At 73.0% G+C, this 15,676-nt stretch carries 14 protein-coding genes and 4 tRNA genes; 8 read left to right on the top strand and 10 right to left on the bottom strand.

From position 1 onward, the window contains the following. The first annotated feature begins 51 nt into the window (after positions 1-51). On the top strand, positions 52-282 hold the full coding sequence (locus OG455_RS18500) for an antitoxin (RefSeq protein ID WP_266295107.1): 231 nt from the start codon (positions 52-54) through the stop codon (positions 280-282). Continuing rightward, positions 279-683 carry a type II toxin-antitoxin system VapC family toxin gene (locus tag OG455_RS18495; protein ID WP_266295106.1) on the top strand — a complete coding sequence of 135 codons (405 nt, stop codon included), beginning with the start codon at positions 279-281 and terminating at the stop codon, positions 681-683. The genes OG455_RS18500 and OG455_RS18495 overlap by 4 nt, the downstream gene beginning before the upstream one ends. A 120-nt stretch (positions 684-803) precedes the next feature. Here OG455_RS18495 and OG455_RS18490 read toward each other — a convergent pair. The 5 genes from OG455_RS18490 to OG455_RS18470 form a co-directional block, all read right to left on the bottom strand. Further along, positions 804-877 (bottom strand) — tRNA-Phe (locus tag OG455_RS18490). A 27-nt stretch (positions 878-904) separates the two neighbouring features. Then, a tRNA-Asp gene (locus tag OG455_RS18485) sits at positions 905-978 on the bottom strand. Between the two features lie 59 nt (positions 979-1,037). Continuing rightward, positions 1,038-1,110 (bottom strand) — tRNA-Glu (locus OG455_RS18480). 129 nt (positions 1,111-1,239) lie between these two features. Then, positions 1,240-1,581, bottom strand: coding sequence for a metallopeptidase family protein (locus tag OG455_RS18475; RefSeq protein WP_266300860.1), 342 nt, complete (start codon positions 1,579-1,581; stop codon positions 1,240-1,242). Between the two features lie 226 nt (positions 1,582-1,807). Further along, positions 1,808-2,821, bottom strand: coding sequence for a hypothetical protein (locus OG455_RS18470; protein ID WP_266295105.1), 1,014 nt, complete (start codon positions 2,819-2,821; stop codon positions 1,808-1,810). Between the two features lie 178 nt (positions 2,822-2,999). Between OG455_RS18470 and OG455_RS18465 the strand changes: the two genes are divergently transcribed. Both OG455_RS18465 and OG455_RS18460 read left to right on the top strand, forming a co-directional pair. Next, the gene (locus OG455_RS18465) at positions 3,000-5,381 is read left to right on the top strand and encodes a DEAD/DEAH box helicase (RefSeq protein ID WP_266295103.1); all 2,382 of its coding nucleotides are present in this window, start codon (positions 3,000-3,002) and stop codon (positions 5,379-5,381) included. 136 nt (positions 5,382-5,517) lie between these two features. Beyond that, complete coding sequence (locus OG455_RS18460) at positions 5,518-6,432, top strand: TIGR02452 family protein (protein WP_266295101.1); 915 nt, start codon at positions 5,518-5,520, stop codon at positions 6,430-6,432. A 63-nt stretch (positions 6,433-6,495) separates the two neighbouring features. On the opposite strand, the gene OG455_RS18455 is transcribed toward OG455_RS18460, so the two are convergent. The 3 genes from OG455_RS18455 to OG455_RS18445 all read right to left on the bottom strand — a co-directional run bounded on the left by OG455_RS18455 (position 6,496) and on the right by OG455_RS18445 (position 8,858). Then, positions 6,496-7,371, bottom strand: coding sequence for a DUF3592 domain-containing protein (locus OG455_RS18455; protein ID WP_266295099.1), 876 nt, complete (start codon positions 7,369-7,371; stop codon positions 6,496-6,498). 180 nt (positions 7,372-7,551) lie between these two features. Continuing rightward, positions 7,552-7,869, bottom strand: coding sequence for a hypothetical protein (locus OG455_RS18450; RefSeq protein WP_266295097.1), 318 nt, complete (start codon positions 7,867-7,869; stop codon positions 7,552-7,554). A 47-nt stretch (positions 7,870-7,916) separates the two neighbouring features. Beyond that, the gene (locus OG455_RS18445; RefSeq protein WP_266295095.1) at positions 7,917-8,858 is read right to left on the bottom strand and encodes a restriction endonuclease; all 942 of its coding nucleotides are present in this window, start codon (positions 8,856-8,858) and stop codon (positions 7,917-7,919) included. 181 nt (positions 8,859-9,039) lie between these two features. Here OG455_RS18445 and OG455_RS18440 point away from each other — a divergent pair, with 181 nt between their 5' ends. The 3 genes from OG455_RS18440 to OG455_RS18430 all read left to right on the top strand — a co-directional run bounded on the left by OG455_RS18440 (position 9,040) and on the right by OG455_RS18430 (position 12,249). After that, positions 9,040-9,696 (top strand): nucleotidyltransferase domain-containing protein, encoded by a 657-nt coding sequence (locus OG455_RS18440; protein WP_266295093.1) that lies wholly within the window; start codon positions 9,040-9,042, stop codon positions 9,694-9,696. A gap of 87 nt (positions 9,697-9,783) precedes the next feature. Beyond that, positions 9,784-9,856 (top strand) — tRNA-Lys (locus OG455_RS18435). Positions 9,857-10,110: 254 nt separating this feature from the next. After that, positions 10,111-12,249: an FAD/NAD(P)-binding domain-containing protein gene (locus tag OG455_RS18430; protein ID WP_266295091.1), complete on the top strand. Its 2,139-nt coding sequence runs from the start codon at positions 10,111-10,113 to the stop codon at positions 12,247-12,249. Positions 12,250-12,336: 87 nt separating this feature from the next. On the opposite strand, the gene OG455_RS18425 is transcribed toward OG455_RS18430, so the two are convergent. Next, the gene (locus tag OG455_RS18425) at positions 12,337-12,663 is read right to left on the bottom strand and encodes a hypothetical protein (RefSeq protein ID WP_266295089.1); all 327 of its coding nucleotides are present in this window, start codon (positions 12,661-12,663) and stop codon (positions 12,337-12,339) included. A 71-nt stretch (positions 12,664-12,734) separates the two neighbouring features. Further along, positions 12,735-13,817, bottom strand: coding sequence for an enoyl-CoA hydratase/isomerase family protein (locus OG455_RS18420; RefSeq protein ID WP_266295087.1), 1,083 nt, complete (start codon positions 13,815-13,817; stop codon positions 12,735-12,737). A gap of 558 nt (positions 13,818-14,375) precedes the next feature. Here OG455_RS18420 and OG455_RS18415 point away from each other — a divergent pair. Beyond that, positions 14,376-15,635 (top strand): ParB N-terminal domain-containing protein, encoded by a 1,260-nt coding sequence (locus tag OG455_RS18415; protein WP_266295085.1) that lies wholly within the window; start codon positions 14,376-14,378, stop codon positions 15,633-15,635. Positions 15,636-15,676: the final 41 nt, after the last annotated feature.

Genomic DNA, 15,676 nt, shown 5'->3' with positions numbered 1-15,676 from the left:
CTGAAACACCGAGTGCAGGCATTTCGCAAGCGTTGCAGCTAGAATGCCTGCATGACTGCGATCACGATTCGTGAAGTCCCGGACCCGATTCTCGAAACCCTCAAGCTCAAGGCGGCCAAGGCGGGGAAGAGCCTCCAGGCGTACCTGCTCGACCTCGTCACCCGCGAGGCGGCCACGCCGACGTTGGCCGAGATGATGGCCCGCCTCGACCGGGAGACCCGTGCCGACGTCAGTACCTCTGACATCCTCGCCGCGATCGATGACGGGCGGGAGCGTCGGTGAATTCGAGCGTTGTCATTGATTGCTCTGCGCTGGTGCGGGTGCTCACCGACCACGGCCCCGCCGGCCACGCCGTCCGCGACCGACTCCGCGGGGTAGATGCGCTCGCCGCCCCTGGCCTGCTCGACTACGAACTCGTGTCGGCTCTCTTCGGCATGGTGCGGGGCGGCAAGCTCGCGGAGAAGGAAGCGGTGAAGGCCGTAGCCGACTACCAGGCACTCGCCATCACGCGACACGAGACGCTGATCCTCTGGCAGCGGGTGCGAGAACTGCACCACAACATCAGTGCATATGACGCCCAGTATGTGGCGCTCGCCGAGACCCTCGGCGTGCCGCTCGTCACCAGCGATGCCCGAATCCAGCGCAGCGGTGCGGCCAAGTGCACCATCGAGGTCTTTGCCTAGCCGCTGGTGAAGGCGGGCCGGAGCAGGGCAACGACCGTCCGCTGCGCCGTTGGCGTCAACCGGCACGAAAATGCCCCCGAAGCGAGCTGCTTCGAGGGCATCGTGCCTGGTCAGGCGATGTGGCCAGGGCCGGGGTCGAACCGGCGACCTTCCGCTTTTCAGGCGGACGCTCGTACCAACTGAGCTACCTGGCCGTACTGCACCATCCCTTGCGGGATGAGCGATCCTGACGGGACTTGAACCCGCGACCTCCACCTTGACAGGGTGGCGAGCTAACCAACTGCTCCACAGGACCTTGACAGAGCCTTGCGACCCTGGACTGTACTACGGGTGACGCTGCCTTGCTGTACTGCGTGCCCCCAACGGGATTCGAACCCGTGCTACCGCCTTGAAAGGGCGGCGTCCTGGGCCACTAGACGATGAGGGCTTTCGGCCCGCCCGGCTGTGTTCCAGCGGTCGGGGACGTCGAGAAGCATATGGGATGCGGGCGGGAACGCCAAAACGGTTTCGGCCGGTCGGGCCGGGGCTGTCGCTCGGGGCCGCGGCGCCTGACGGGTCAGGACCAGCCGAGTTCGTGCAACTCGTGGTCGTCGAAGCCGAAGTGGTGGGCGACCTCGTGGATCACGGTGGTGCGGACCTCGGCGACGACCAGCTCCCGGGTCTCGCACAGGCGCAGGGTGGGGCCGCGGTAGATGATGATCCGATCGGGGAGGACGCCGGCGTACCACTCGCCCCGCTCGGTGAGGGGAGTGCCCTCGTAGAGCCCGAGCAGCTCCGGGTTCGCCGGGTCGGGTTCGTCCTCGACGAAGACGGCGACGTTGTCCATCATCGCCGCCAGCTGCGGGGGGATCTGGTCGAGCGCGTCGCTGACCAGCGATTCGAAATCGTCCCGGCTCATGTCCACGGGCCCATTGTCGTGGCCCGGGTGAGGGTGTGCCAGGTGATGGCCCGTCCGATCGGCCGCGGTGCGCGTCCGGTCGGCGGGCGATCCGCCGTCGCACGGGCCGTGTCCCCCGGGCCTGACGGGCGTTGGGCACCGCAAGGGCCGCGGGTCGGTGCGGCCGGGTGGGGCGTGTGGGAGAGGCGGCGGCAATGGTTCCGACGGGTACGAGCTGGCGTTCGAGTCACCGGGATGCGGCGGCGCGGGCCGTGGCCGGGCGGGTGCGGGCGAGCGGCGAGCGGGTCTCGGTGGCGGCGCGGGTGCGCGGTGCCCGGGCGGCGGCCGTCGCGCGGGCGGCTCGCGGGGCGAGCGGCTCCCGCGGGTCGGAGCGGGCGGCGGTGTTCCGCTCGGTGGCGGTCCGCACGGCTGTGCTGGCGCTGGCCGGGCTGAGCGCGGCCGGGTGCATGGAGGTGGGTTCGGGGGCGAACCAGCAGCCGGTCGGGCACGCCTCGGGGCCGGCCGGTTCGAGCGGGCGGCCGTCCGGCGGAGCGAGCCCGAGCGGGCGGTCCGCCGGACGGGCGGAGCGGCCGGGCGGGAACCGGGGGGAGAACGCTTCGGGCGCCGGCTCGGCGGGTGCGGCGGGCGGCGGCGAGGTGGCTCCGGTGAGCGACCCGAGTCCGGGCGTGTCACCGGCGCCCGGCCTGCCCGGGGGCGTGGTCGCCGTGCCCGCGCCCCCGCCGGAGGCCAACCAGCCGGGGGCGCCCGGTGGCGGCGCGGGCGCCGGGGCGGCGGGCGGTGCGCCAGGAGCCGGCGATGGCCAGCGCAGCGGCCAGACCTCGGGCTCGGGCGGCTCCGGCGGCGCGGGCGGCGCCACCGCAGGGGCCGGTGCGCCGAGCGCGGGAGCCGGTGGCGGGAGCGGCACGGCCGGCGGCGGTGCGGGCTCGGCCGGCGGCGCGTCCGCGAGCCCGGGCGGCTCGGCCGGGGCGACCGGCTCCGGTGGCGCGGGCGGCGTGGCGGGTGGCGGGGCGTCGGGCGGTGGAGCATCGGAGAGCCCCGGCTCCTCCGGCGGCTCGACCGCGGGCGGTGGACACCCGTCCGGCCCGCCGGCGTCCCAGTCCGCCGTGCCCGCCCCGTCGGCCGGCGGGGCCGGTGGCGGCAGCGGCAGTGGCGGTGGCAGCGGATCGAGTGGCGGAGCGGGAAGCGGATCCGCTGCCGGGGGTGCCGGTTCGGCCGCACATTGACGGGTCGACCAGCGCATTTGCCTTCGGAGTCATGGTTCGTCTATGGTGGTAGATCGTTCGTTTGATTCATTTGTCTGGCGCCCTTTACCCATCTGGCGCCCTTGGCGCGTTCCGGCGATCCGTGGCTGACCGCATAGAGGCGGTTGTAAGTCAGAACCCCGGACTTTGGCGCGTGCCACTTCCGGAAGGTTTTGCATGTCTCTCGTTGACGACGACCGCTTCGTCATGCCCGCGTCCGCCCAGAGCGAGCTCATCGGCCAGGACGAAGCCCTCGACGCCGCCACCGACCTGATCGACACCGACTCCCTTGCCGCCTTCGAGGCCGATGAGGCCATCGAGGCCGGCGACACCGCCGAGACCGAGACCGCCGAGGCGGAGCCGACCATCACGTTCGGTGACCTCGGCCTGCACGACGACGTCGTGCGTGCCCTCGCCAAGCGCGGTGTGACCACCCCGTTCCCGATCCAGGCCGCGACCATCCCGGACGCGCTGGCCGGCAAGGACGTGCTGGGCCGCGGTCGCACCGGCTCCGGCAAGACCCTGAGCTTCGGCCTGCCGCTGCTCACCCGCCTCGCCGACGGCGAGCGCACCAAGCCCAAGCACCCCCGCGGCCTGATCCTGGTGCCGACCCGCGAGCTGGCCATGCAGGTCGCCGACGCGCTGGAGCCGTTCGGCTCGGTGCTCGGCCTCAAGCTCAAGGTCGTCTGCGGCGGCACCTCGATGTCCAACCAGATCTACGCGCTGGAGCGCGGTGTCGACGTCCTGGTCGCCACCCCCGGCCGCCTGCGCGACCTGATCAACCGCGGCACCGCCAAGCTCGCCGACGTCCAGACCGTGGTGCTCGACGAGGCCGACCAGATGGCCGACATGGGCTTCCTGCCCGAGGTCACCGAGATCCTCGACCAGGTGCCGGCCGGCGGCCAGCGCCTGCTCTTCTCCGCCACCCTGGAGAACGAGATCGACAGCCTGGTCAAGCGCTACCTGAGCAACCCGGTCACCCACGAGGTCGACGCGGCCCAGGGCGCGGTCACCACCATGAGCCACCACATCCTCGTGGTGAAGCCCAAGGACAAGGCGCCGATCACCAACGCGATCGCCGCCCGCAAGGGCCGCACGATCATCTTCGTCCGCACCCAGATGGGGGCCGACCGGGTCGCCGAGCAGCTGATCGAGGCCGGGGTCAAGGCCGACGCGCTGCACGGCGGCATGACCCAGGGCGCCCGTACCCGGGTGCTGGGCGACTTCAAGGACGGCTACGTCAACGTGGTCGTGGCCACCGACGTCGCCGCTCGCGGTATCCACGTGGACGGCATCGACCTGGTGCTCAACGTGGACCCGGCCGGGGACCACAAGGACTACCTGCACCGCTCCGGCCGCACCGCTCGGGCCGGTCGCTCGGGCGCCGTCGTCACCCTGGTGCTGCCGCACCAGCGCCGCGGCGTCTTCCGCCTGATGGAGGACGCGGGCGTCGACGCCTCGCGCCACATCCTGGACCACGCCTTCGACGCCGAGGTCGCCAAGATCACCGGTGCCCGCTCGCTGGTCGAGGTCCAGGCGGAGAGCGCCTCGGGCATCGCCGGTGCGGCGGAGCGCGAGGTCGCCGAGATGAGCCGTCAGCTGGAGCGCGCGCAGCGCCGGGCGACCGAGCTGCGCGAGGAGGCCGACCGGCTGTCGGCGCGCGCGGCGCGCGAGCGGGCCGAGCTGGGCATCGAGGACGAGGCGCCGGCCGCCGAGGCCGTGACCGAGGGTGCGGAGGCCGTGGCGGCCCAGGCAGCCGAGGTCGCACCGGTGCGCGAGGTGCGCGAGCCCCGTGAGGAGCGGACGCCGGCCTACCGCGAGGCGCGCAACGACCGTCCGTCGTTCGGCGACCGTGGCGGGCGTGACCGCGACGACCGTGGTGGTCGTTCGTCCGGTGACCGTGACAACCGTGGTGGCTTCGGTGGCGGTCGTGACCGCGACGACCGTCCGGCCCGTTCCTTCGGTGACCGTGACAACCGTGGCGGCTTCGGTGGCGGTCGTGACCGTGACGACCGTGGCGGCCGTTCGTTCGGTGACCGTCCGGCCCGTTCGTTCGGTGACCGTGACAACCGTGGCGGTTTCGGTGGCGGTCGTGACCGCGACGACCGTCCGGCCCGTTCCTTCGGTGACCGTGACAACCGTGACAACCGTGGCGGCTTCGGTGGCGGTCGTGACCGTGACGACCGTGGCGGCCGTTCGTTCGGTGACCGTCCGGCCCGTTCGTTCGGTGACCGTGACAACCGTGGTGGCTTCGGTGGCGGTCGTGACCGCGACGACCGTCCGGCCCGTTCCTTCGGTGACCGTCCGGCCCGCTCGTTCGGTGACCGTGACAACCGCGGTGGCAGTGGCAGCGGCAACGGCGGCAGCACCAGCCGTCCGTTCGCCCGCCGTGACGACCACCGCTCGGGCGGTCGTCCGCAGGGTGGCTCCTTCGGCGGCGACCGCGACCGCGGTGGCTTCGGTGGCGGCCGTTCCTTCGGTGACCGTGACAACCGCGGTGGCAGCGGCAGCGGCGGCGGCTTCAACGGCGGCGACCGCAAGCCGCGTTGGAAGAACTGACGCAGGCTGATCGGCTGATCGCCTGATCAACTGATCGCATGGCGGGCCCGTTCCACTCCGGTGGGGCGGGCCCGCTGTCGTTCCCGGCGCCGTTACTCGGTGGCGGGTGGCGGCGATGGCCCCTACCGTCAGCGGGATGAGCAGCAGACTGCATCAAGTGGCCCGGGAGAACGAGGAGATCGCGGAGCGCGGCGACTACCGGGCGGCCGGTGGCAGAGCGGTGGCGGTCGGTGGGGCGCTGGCGGCGGCCCGGGCCGGCACCGTCGCGTACGGGCCGGGGCCGGATGACGTCCCGCCAGGCGCTCCGGCCGCCGTCCCCGCTCCCGGCCCCGGCGACTTGGCCGCTGAGCTCACCGCCGGGCCCACCGCCGGGCTCACCGTCGGGCTCACCGTCGAGGTCACCGCCGAGGGCAGCCTGGAGGCCGCCGACCGGCTGGTGCGGGCCGGTGGCACGGCGCTGCCCCGGGTCGGCGTCCTCAACTTCGCCTCCGCGCGCAATCCCGGCGGCGGCTACCTGCGCGGTGCCCGGGCGCAGGAGGAGGACCTGTGCCGGACCGCCCTGCTCTACCACTGCCTGCTGGCGGCACCCGACCACTACGCGGCGCACCGCGCCTCGACCGACCTCCGGTACAGCCACCGGGTGATCTTCTCGCCGGACGTGCCGGTGATCCGCGACGGGCACGGTGCGCTGCTGGCGCGGCCGTATCCCGTCTCGTTCCTGACCGCTGCCGCGCCCAACGCCGGCCAGCTGGCGCTGCGCGGTGAAACCGCCGACCTGCGCGGGCTGCTGGCCGAGCGGGCCACCCGGGTGCTCGCGGTGGCGGCCCGGCACGAGGTGCGGCAGCTGGTGCTGGGGGCGTGGGGGTGCGGGGTGTTCCGCAACGATCCGGCGCAGGTCGCGGAGGCCTTCGCGGTCGCGCTGGCCTCGTACGGGGCGGCGTTCGAGCGCGTGGTCTTCGCGGTCCGGGACCGCTCGCCGGTCTCGGCGAACCGGGCGGCCTTCGAGGCGCGGTTCGGGGGTGTGACCCGGGGGCGTGACTCAGGAGCGTGACTCAGGTGCGTGACTCAGGGTGGGGGCGTGACTCGGGGCGGGCGTCCTTGGGGTGGGGGCCGGTCAGCGGTTGGTGAGGTTGGTCCCCACCATCACCAGCACTCCGCAGCAGGCGAGTGCCGCGACCAGGCCGAAGCCGATGGCGGTCATGGCCGGCCCCTTGGCGGCGAACCTCTGCCGCACCGAGGCGTCGAGCCCGAAGTTCAGCGGATTGTCGGGCAGGTGGCGGACCGGGACCGGAGCGTCGTCCAGTGGGTAGGCCTCCCGGCTGTGGGTGCGCAGGTCGACCCCGGTCACCTGCTCGCCGCCGGCCGCGGTGAAGCTGAGCACCGGGTGGTAGCGGTGCGCGCCGTCCCCGCCGCCGTCCACCACCAGGGTTGCGACGATCCGTCCACAGCCGACAACTCCCTTGTCCCGCAGCCTGGTACACCGCTCGAACCGGCTCGCGCGACGGGTCAGCACGGTGGCGGTGGTCAACGCGAGGCCGGACGCGGCGAGTACCGCGCTGGTCGCGATCGCGTCCGGATCGGTCCACCGGGTCAGCACCAGCGCGACCGAACCCAGGGTCATCACCAGCAGGCTGGTCAGCGCCACGTCGAACACGCTGGTCTGCGGCCCGATCTGGAACCGGTCCGGCGTACCGGGCAGATACCGCACCGCGATCGGCTGCCCGGGCCAGCCGGCCAGCGGCACCCGCCCGCACGAGGGCGACCCGATCACCTCGCGCTCCGAGGCGGGATCGGTGAACCGCACCAGCGGGAGCAACGTGGCGGACCCTCCCCGCTCCTGGACCTGGACCTCGGCGACCGTGCCCTGCACCTCGGTGCCGCGCCGAGCGAACCTGGTAAGTCCCAGGGCGATCGCCGGCACCCCCATCACCAGCAGCGCCAAGCCGGCCCACCAGCAGCCCAGCAGAACCTCGTGCCCGCCCCGGCCCATCGCCGTCCCCCTGTCCGCCGACGCCCGTCCCCGACGTCCTACCCCGGCTCCCCGCCCCCGGCCGCGACTGCCTGTGACCCCCGGCGGCCTCCTGGGTAGCCACTCTGATCCTGCCCCGTTCCCGCCCCGCTGTCACCAGGGCCTGCCCCGCTCCGCACGAGGCCTCCTTACGGGACGCGCTCAGCTCCGCCCGCGCGTGGCCAGCACCGAAGCGGCGGTCACCGCACCGGTCACCGCGAACACCGACGGCCAGGCCCCGATCCTCTTCGCCAGCGGATGCGACCCCCCGAACGCCGCCACGTACAACCCCGTCAGCGCCACCGCAGCCCCACCCCCCGCCTCCCGCCGCCACCGGTACGCCGCCCCCGCCCCGGCCGCCACCAGCACGACACCCCCGAGCTGCCGGTTGCCGCTCCAACGGGCCGTGCCGTAGCCGCCGAGGAGGCCGGCGGCGGCGATGAGGGTGGTGGTGGGGAAGGTGGTGGGGGGCTTGGGCATGGGGGGCTCCTATCGATAGTTGTGGCGTCAGTAGCCTGGCTCCGACCCTAACTGTTATTCGTGCCGCTCTGGTTGGCAGTGGCGTGCTGGTATCCGGTTTCGTGTGGCCAGATCACCGAGATGGCGAGGTCCGCACAGAGCGAAAGGAGATCCGGCCGCGGCTTGCCGGGCACCAGGAGCGCCAGCTCCGGGCGGGGATCGATGAAGCGTCGATAGTCCAGGAGTTGACCGATGCCCATGCGGATGGCTTCGCGGGTTATTGATCCCTTGGCCTCGATCAGTAGGTTCTCGGTCGAGTTGAAGATATCGCTGTAGAGAGAACTGCTCTCGCCGGGCTGAGTGATGCGCTTGCGAGTGAGCCGGTGTCCGGTGGACTCCATGTGGCGGCAGTACTCCTGGACGAGTGCAGATTCAATGCGTGAAAAGCTCCTCGGCTCCGCGGAAGGGGAGATGAGGATCGTCTTGGTTTTATGCGCTTCAATTTCGATGTCTTCCACCGTGACCGTGGCTTCTTGTTCGGGTGTGGCGGTCGGGGCATGCGGCAGGACAGGGCCACCAGCCAGGACGTCACTCACTGGCTCAAGTCGGAAGGTGATGACCGTGCGCAGCGGGCCGCCGTTCGTTTCGGGCGCCTCGGTGAAGCGGTATGGAACATCGGAGGCCAGGGAGAACTGGCCGTGGTAAACGTGAAGGCTGTCAGGGCTCGCCAGGAATAGGTGAACGGCTCGCTGATCCTTTTGGTGGTGCAGGAGAGCTTTATTTCCCTGTGAGGAGAGCTGTTGAGGGCCAATCTGGCCCTCTCCGCAGTAATAGAATATTCCATCGGGACCCCAGCCGTCATGGTAGCCATGATGGCGACCCTTGGCGGGATTGCTGAAGAGCAGGATCACTGGTTCGCGTCGGCAGTGCGCAATTCCGCTCTGCCGACTGCCACCGAAGGCGTCGTGCAGTTCGGTTCGGCGATACTTCTTGCCAAGAACAAGCTCCATGGCTCTCCCTCGCACTGTATGTCTCTTGCGGACCCTGATCATCGCATCGTTGGCTGACGGTCGGCTGACTTGCTGCCCAGCAGCCGTGCTAGAAAGGCGCTCGCTGTCCCGCAGTGGGCAGGAGCAGGATGGTGCGGAGTTGATGGTCAGCGTAGCTACTGCCGTGAGGCAAGGGGGAGTCATGCACGTACTGCTCTCCGGGGTGGTCGGGTCGACCGCGTACGGGTTGGCGCGGGTCGGGTCGGATGTGGATCGGCTCGGGGTGTTCGCGGTGGCGACGGGGGAGTTGCACGGGTTGCGGCGGCCGGTGGAGTCGGTGGTGAGTACGGGGCCGGACCGGACGTGGCACGAGGTGGCGAAGTGGTGCCGGCTGGCGTTGGTGTGCAATCCGACGGCGTCCGAACTCGTATGGTTGCCGGGGGAGTTGTACGAGGAGCGGACGCCGTTGGGGGAGGAGCTGATCGGGCTGCGGGAGCGGTTCCTGAGTGCGGGGGCGGTGCGCTCGGCGTATCTCGGGTACGCGGGGCAGCAGTTCCGCAAGCTGCGGACCAGGCAGGCCGGGCCGCGGGCGGCCAAGCACGCGCGACACCTGGTGCGGCTGCTGGAGCAGGCGGTGGGTCTGCACGAGAGCGGGGAGCTGCGGGTGCGGCTCGCCGACCCCGAGCGGGTGCGTGAGCTGGGGGAGCGGATCGCGGAGTCTCCGGAGGTGGCGGGGCCGCTGCTGGCGGAGGCCGAGCGGCGGCTGGACCGCCCGGGAGCGCTGCCCGCCGCGCCGGACGAGGCGCCGGTGGAGGACTGGCTGCGCCGGGTGCGGTTGGCGTATCTGGCGGCCGGCTGAGTGGTGGGACGCGCGGCGCGGTAATCCGCTGGCCGACTCGCGGGGATGACCCGGTACGATCGTCGCGGCAGGCTTGCAGTCGGCCACGGGGCGCTAGCTCAATCGGCAGAGCTGCGGACTTTTAATCCGTAGGTTCAGGGTTCGAGCCCCTGGCGCCCCACTCCAGGAGACCAGGTCGGACGATGTCCGGCCTGGTCTTCCGTGTTCTGTGGCCTTGGCGGGGATCTGTCAAGGGGGCAATTGGCGGACGGCGGCGGTTCGGCGGTGCGCGCGGGTGCGCGGGTGGGAGTCGGCGCAGGTCGCGGGCGGTTTGGCAGTTCGGGTGATTGGTTAGTACACACAATCCTCGCACAGCCGGTATGTTGACCAGCCGTCAGATCCACCCCCGTCCGAGCCGTAGATCGGAAGATCCCGTTGAGCGGTTGGAACACGCAAGTCTGCATCGTCGGCGTCGGCCCGCGCGGTCTGTCGGTCCTGGAGCGGATCTGCGCGAACGGGCGGGCCGGGCTGGTGGCGGGCCGGATCACGGTGCACCTGGTGGATCCGGCGTCGCCGGGGCCGGGCCGGGTGTGGCGGACCGAGCAGTCCCGCCACCTGCTGATGAACACGGTGGCCTCCCAGGTCACCGTCTTCACCGACCGCAGTGTCGAGCTGGCGGGGCCGGTGGAGGAGGGGCCGAGCCTGTACGAGTGGGCCAGGTCGTTGGTGGAGGAGGGTGCTGGGGAGGGTGGCGGGGAGTACGACGCCGGGACGCTCACCGAGGCCCGCGCCCTCGACCCGGACTCCTACCCCACCCGCGCCTTCTACGGGCGCTACCTGAGCTGGGCGTTCGCGCGCATCGTGGCCGGCGCACCGCCCGCGATCACGATCCGTACCCACCGCGCCCGGGCGGTCGCGCTGGACGACGACTACGACGCGGGCGACCGGGTCCAGCGCCTGCTGCTCGACGACGGCAGCGTGCTGGCCCCGCTGGCCGCCGTGGTGCTGGCGCAGGGCCACGTGCCGCGCCGGGCCACCCGCGAGGAGGCACGGCTGGCGGCCTTCGCGGCCGAGCACCGGCTGACCTACGTCGAGCCGTCGAACCCGGCGGACCTGGATCTGGACCTGTCGGCCGTCGCGCCCGGCGAGCCGGTCCTGTTGCGTGGGCTGGGCCTCAACTTCTTCGACCACATGGCCCAGTTCACCCTCGGTCGGGGCGGCCGCTTCGAGCGGGTCGACGGGGGGCTGGTCTACCGGCCTTCCGGGCGCGAGCCGAAGCTGTTCGCGGGCTCCCGGCGTGGCGTCCCTTACCACGCGCGCGGCGACAACGAGAAGGGTCCGCACGGGCGTTACCTGCCCAGGCTGCTCACCGCGGAGCTGATCGACCGGCTGCGCGAGCAGGCCGGCCCGGTCGGCTGGGTGCACTTCGACGCGGACCTGTGGCCGTTGATCGCCAAGGAGGTGCAAGGCGTCTACTACGCCGCCCTGTTGGCCGAGCGCGGGTCGGGCGTCGAGCGCGGGACGGGTGCTGGGGAGCACGGAGCCGACGGGCAGGCCGGGGAGCGGGCCGCGGGCGCCGAGCGCGCGGAAGGCTTCCTGGAGCGCTACCTGGCGATCGACGAGCCCGCGCGGCAGGACGCGCTGCTGACCGCCTTCGGCATCGAGGAGGGCGAGCGCTGGGACTGGGCGAAGCTCGCCCGGCCGTACGGCGAGCGGAAGTTCGCCGACCTCGCCGAGTACCGCGACTGGCTGCTCGGCTACCTGCGCCAGGACCTGCGCGAGGCTCGCAAGGGCAATGTCAGCGGCCCGCTCAAGGCGGCCCTGGACGTGCTGCGCGACCTGCGCAACGAGATCCGCCTCGCGGTGGACCACGGCGGCATCGAAGGCGGCTCCTACCGCGATGAGTTGGCCGGCTGGTACACGCCGCTCAACGCCTTCCTCTCGATCGGTCCGCCGCCCTCGCGCACCGAGGAGCTGATCGCGCTGATCGAGGCCGGAGTGGTCGAACTCACCGGCCCGGGGCTGGAGGTGGCCACCGCGCCGGACGGCTCCGGCTTCCTCGCCACCTCCACGCGGATCCCCGGACGGCCGCTGCGGACCCGGGTGCTGATCGAGGCCCGGCTGCCGGAGCCGGACCTGCTGCGCACCGTCGACCCGCTGCTGCGCCACCTGCTGAGCACGGGGCAGTGCCGGCCGTTCCGGATCGACTGCGCGCGCGGACCGCAGTACGAGACCGGTGGCCTGGCGGTCACCGGGCGCCCGTACCACCTGGTCGACGCGGCCGGGCGGGCCCATCCGCGGCGCTTCGCGTTCGGGGTGCCGACCGAGGCGGTGCACTGGGTGACGGCGGCCGGGATCCGGCCCGGGGTCGGCTCGGTGATCCTCGCCGACTCCGACGCCATCGCTCGCGCGGTGCTCGCGCTCGCCCGGGAGCGGCACGCCGAGGCGGTGCTGCCGGAGGCCGTTCCGCAGGGCGTGGCGCAGGGCGTGGCGCAGGCCGTTCCGCAGGGCGTGGCGCAGGGGCTTCCGCAGCAGGGCGGCGCGCGTGGTCCACTCGCGAACTCCGCGCTCTGACGATCAGGCAGTCCATCGCGGGATCGGCCGGTCAGCCGGTCAGACGGACAGGCAGTCAGGCAGTCAGGCGGTCGGGCAGTCGGGCGGTCAGGAGCCGTACGAGACGGTCAGGAAGGCCGTCATCGCCAACAGCGGCGCCAGGGGCGTGAGTAGGCAGAACAGCCCGCCCAGGGCCGGCCTGCCGGCCTGCCGGGAGGTGATCCAGGCCGTCGTGGCCAGTGGTGCGCAGGCGAGCATCGAGACCAGCGCCACGGCAAAGTGGCCGTCGATGCCCGGGCAGCCGCCCTCGGGGCACGCGTCCGTACTGAGGGCGGCGGCCAGCGCGATCAGGCCGTCCAGCGCGAGCAGCGCGGCGGCGATCGCGGTGCTGACGGCCGGGATGATCCACCAGTGGCGGCGGGGCGGGGTGCTCATGGCACGAGCATCGCCCAGGCCGCCTGCCGCGGGTCAGCGTCGGGCTACTCGGTCGGGCTGAGTACCCGTGCTCAGGCCGGGCCCGTCGGGAGCCCCAACTCCCTGCCCGCGCCGAGCGGCGCGAAGTGCCGTGCCACCTCGGCCGCGGACACCTCGGCCAGGGTGGCCGGCGACCAGCGGGGGTTGCGGTCCTTGTCGACCACCTGGGCCCGGATGCCCTCGACGAAGTCGGGCGAGCTCAGCCCGGCGAGCGAGACCCGGTACTCCTGGTTCAGCGCGGCCGCCAGCGAGGGCAGTTCGCGGGCCCGGCGCAGCGCGGCCAGCGTGACCTTCAGCGCGGTGGGCGACTTGGCGCCGATCAGCTCGGCGGCCTCCTTGGCCTCGGGCAGCCCGGCGGCCAGTAGCCGGGCGACGATCTCCTCCACCGTGTCGGCCGCGTAGCAGGCGTCGATCCAGTCGCGCTGCTCGGCCAGCGGCGCCGGACCCGCGTCCTCGGCGAACCGCGCCACGGCGTCGGCCGGTTCGAGGTCGGCCAGGGCGGCGGTGAAGCCGGGCAGCCGCGCGCCGGGCACGAAGTGGTCGGCGAGGCCGCAGTGCAGGGCGTCGGGGCCGGTCAACTGCCCGGCGGTCAGCGCGAGGTGGGTGCCCAGCTCGCCGGGGGCGTGCGCGAGCAGCCAACTGCCGCCGACATCCGGGACGAAGCCGATGGTGGTTTCCGGCATGCCGACCGCCGAGCGCTCGGTGACCACCCGCACCGAGCCGTGCGCCGAGATGCCGACCCCGCCGCCCAGCACCAGGCCGTCCATCACGGCCACGTACGGCTTGGGGTAGCTGGAGACCAGGTGGTTGAGGCGGTACTCGGCGCCGAAGAAGGCCCGGGCACCGGCGCCGCCGACCTTGGCGTCGTCGTGGAAGAAGCGGATGTCCCCGCCTGCGCAGAGCCCGCGCTCGCCCGCGCCGGTGACCACCACGGCCGCCACGGCGGGGTCGGCGGCCCAGGCGGTGAGCTGCTCGTGCAGCGCGGTGACCATCGGGTGGTTGAGCGCGTTGATCGCCCGCGGGCGGTTCAGGGTGAGCCGGCCGACCCGGCCGTCCGTGCGGGCGAGCACCAAGGGCTGCTCGGGTGCGGCGGGTGCGGGGGGCTGCGTGGTCATCCGGGAGGGCTCCTTGCGCGATCGGGCCGTGCCGCTGCCACCGTACGCGCCCGGGTGGCTCCCCCGAAGGCCGGCCTCGAACGCCTGCCCCGGGTGCCCGGTCCGGGAACGCGGCATGAATGCGGCGGGAATGCGGCGGAGCTGCGGCACGGGTGCGGCGGCCGTGCGGCGGAACTGCCGCTGGGGAGGTATTTCGCGCTGCCCCGAAAGAGGCACGACCAGGCTCCCCCGCCACGGGAATCGGTTGAACGAGCAGCCGCGTTGACAACACTGAACGATTCGTCAAATGCCGTGCCGGGACGGGGATAAGGGTAGGCCCAGGCTGGTCGGGGCGGGAGTCGCCGGGAGGGCCGCAGGGTGTCGGACGAATATCGGGCCGCATCGAGGAATGATCGAGAAAGGGACCGGAATCATGCGCAGCGGTATCGGTGAAACGGCGGCGGGGCCGGTTTCGCCCGGGTCCGACCGTGCAATTCGGGAGGTGTCCGGAAGTGGAACGCGCGGACGCGGAACGCCCGGGGCCGGCAAGCCCGGCGCCGCGGTGCCGGGGAGGTCCTGGTGACCGCCGTCGACCGCGTCCCGCTGGACGCGCTGCGCCCCGGTGACTCCCCGCGCAGCACGCCGCTCGACGAGGAGCACGCCGCCCGCCTCGCGGCGCTCCCTGGCGAGTTGCCGCCGCTGCTGGTGCACCGCCCCAGCATGCGGGTGGTCGACGGGGCGCACCGGCTGCGCGCCGCCGAGCTGCGCGGTGAGCGGACCGTCGCCGTCGAGTACCTGGAGGGCACGCCGGAGACCGCCTTCCTGCTCGGGGTGGAGGCCAACCTCGCCGGCGGCCTGCCGCTCTCGATCGCCGAGCGGAAGGCCGCCGCGGAGCGGATCGTCCGCGCCCGACCGGAGCTCTCCGACCGCTCGATCGCACGGAGCGTGGGGCTCTCCGCCAAGACGGTGGGTGAGATCCGCCGCCGCTCCGCCGTCGGGGCGCAGTCCGGCGCCCGCGTGGGGCGTGACGGGCGGCTGCGCCCGGTCAACCCGGACGAGGGGCGCCGTCGGGCGCTCAAGGTGATCAGGGAGCGTCCGGGCGCCTCGCTGCGGGAGATCGCCCAGGCGGCCGGGGTCTCCCTGGGGACGGCGCACGGGGTGCGCAGCAGGGTGGACCGGGGCGAGGATCCGGTGCCGGCGCGCACGGCGGCGCCATCCAGGCCGCCGGTGCCCGCGCGCACCCCGGTCCGCCCGCCCGCACCGGTCCACGCACCCGCCCACGCTCACGCACCCGCCCATGTCCGCACCCCCGTCGCCGCGGGCCCGCCCCAGCGCACCGCGCCGCGACCGGTGGCCCCGGTCGCGGCGCAGGCCCAGCCCCCCACCATCCGCCGACTGGCCCAGCGCCAGCCCGCCCAGAACCAGCCGCCCCAGCGCCAGCCCGCCCAGAACCAGCCAGCCCGCCACCAGCCCCCGCCCCAGCCCCCGCCCCAGCACCGGCCCCCGCCCCAGCACCGGCCCCCGCCCCATCAGCAGCCCGCTCAAAGCCGGCTCGCCCAGCGCCGGCTGCCCGGCGGCCGGCCCGTCCCGGCGGCGGAAGCGGCCTTCGCGGGCCTGGCGGTGCTGCGCCGCGACCCGTCGCTGCGCTTCACCGACCACGGGCGGGCGCTGCTGGTCTGGCTGCACCAGCGCCTGGTCCCGGTCAGCGGGGCCGAGCGCGAGCTCCAGGACATCCCGCCGCACCTGCTCCCGGTGGTGGCCGAGCTGGCCCTGGAGTGCGCCGAGGGCTGGCGCGAACTGGCTGATCAGCTGCGTGGCCGGGCCCGCCAGACGGGTTGAGGGCGCCCGCCGGACAAGGTGAGTGCGGTCGCGCGGACGGG

This window comes from Kitasatospora sp. NBC_01287, from assembly GCF_026340565.1.
In the GTDB taxonomy this organism is placed as follows: Bacteria; Actinomycetota; Actinomycetes; order Streptomycetales; family Streptomycetaceae; genus Kitasatospora.
This window is presented reverse-complemented; position numbering and strand designations above follow the sequence as displayed.

Bases quoted from the DNA above. Each gene is read 5' to 3' on its own strand.
- OG455_RS18465 (WP_266295103.1), top strand. From the start codon at position 3,000: ATGTCTCTCGTTGACGACGACCGCTTCGTCATGCCCGCGTCCGCCCAG.
- OG455_RS18445 (WP_266295095.1), bottom strand. From the start codon at position 8,858: ATGGAGCTTGTTCTTGGCAAGAAGTATCGCCGAACCGAACTGCACGAC.
- OG455_RS18455 (WP_266295099.1), bottom strand. From the start codon at position 7,371: ATGGGCCGGGGCGGGCACGAGGTTCTGCTGGGCTGCTGGTGGGCCGGC.
- OG455_RS18475 (WP_266300860.1), bottom strand. From the start codon at position 1,581: ATGAGCCGGGACGATTTCGAATCGCTGGTCAGCGACGCGCTCGACCAG.
- OG455_RS18425 (WP_266295089.1), bottom strand. From the start codon at position 12,663: ATGAGCACCCCGCCCCGCCGCCACTGGTGGATCATCCCGGCCGTCAGC.
- OG455_RS18460 (WP_266295101.1), top strand. From the start codon at position 5,518: ATGAGCAGCAGACTGCATCAAGTGGCCCGGGAGAACGAGGAGATCGCG.
- OG455_RS18470 (WP_266295105.1), bottom strand. From the start codon at position 2,821: ATGCGCTGGTCGACCCGTCAATGTGCGGCCGAACCGGCACCCCCGGCA.
- OG455_RS18440 (WP_266295093.1), top strand. From the start codon at position 9,040: ATGCACGTACTGCTCTCCGGGGTGGTCGGGTCGACCGCGTACGGGTTG.
- OG455_RS18450 (WP_266295097.1), bottom strand. From the start codon at position 7,869: ATGCCCAAGCCCCCCACCACCTTCCCCACCACCACCCTCATCGCCGCC.
- OG455_RS18500 (WP_266295107.1), top strand. From the start codon at position 52: ATGACTGCGATCACGATTCGTGAAGTCCCGGACCCGATTCTCGAAACC.
- OG455_RS18420 (WP_266295087.1), bottom strand. From the start codon at position 13,817: ATGACCACGCAGCCCCCCGCACCCGCCGCACCCGAGCAGCCCTTGGTG.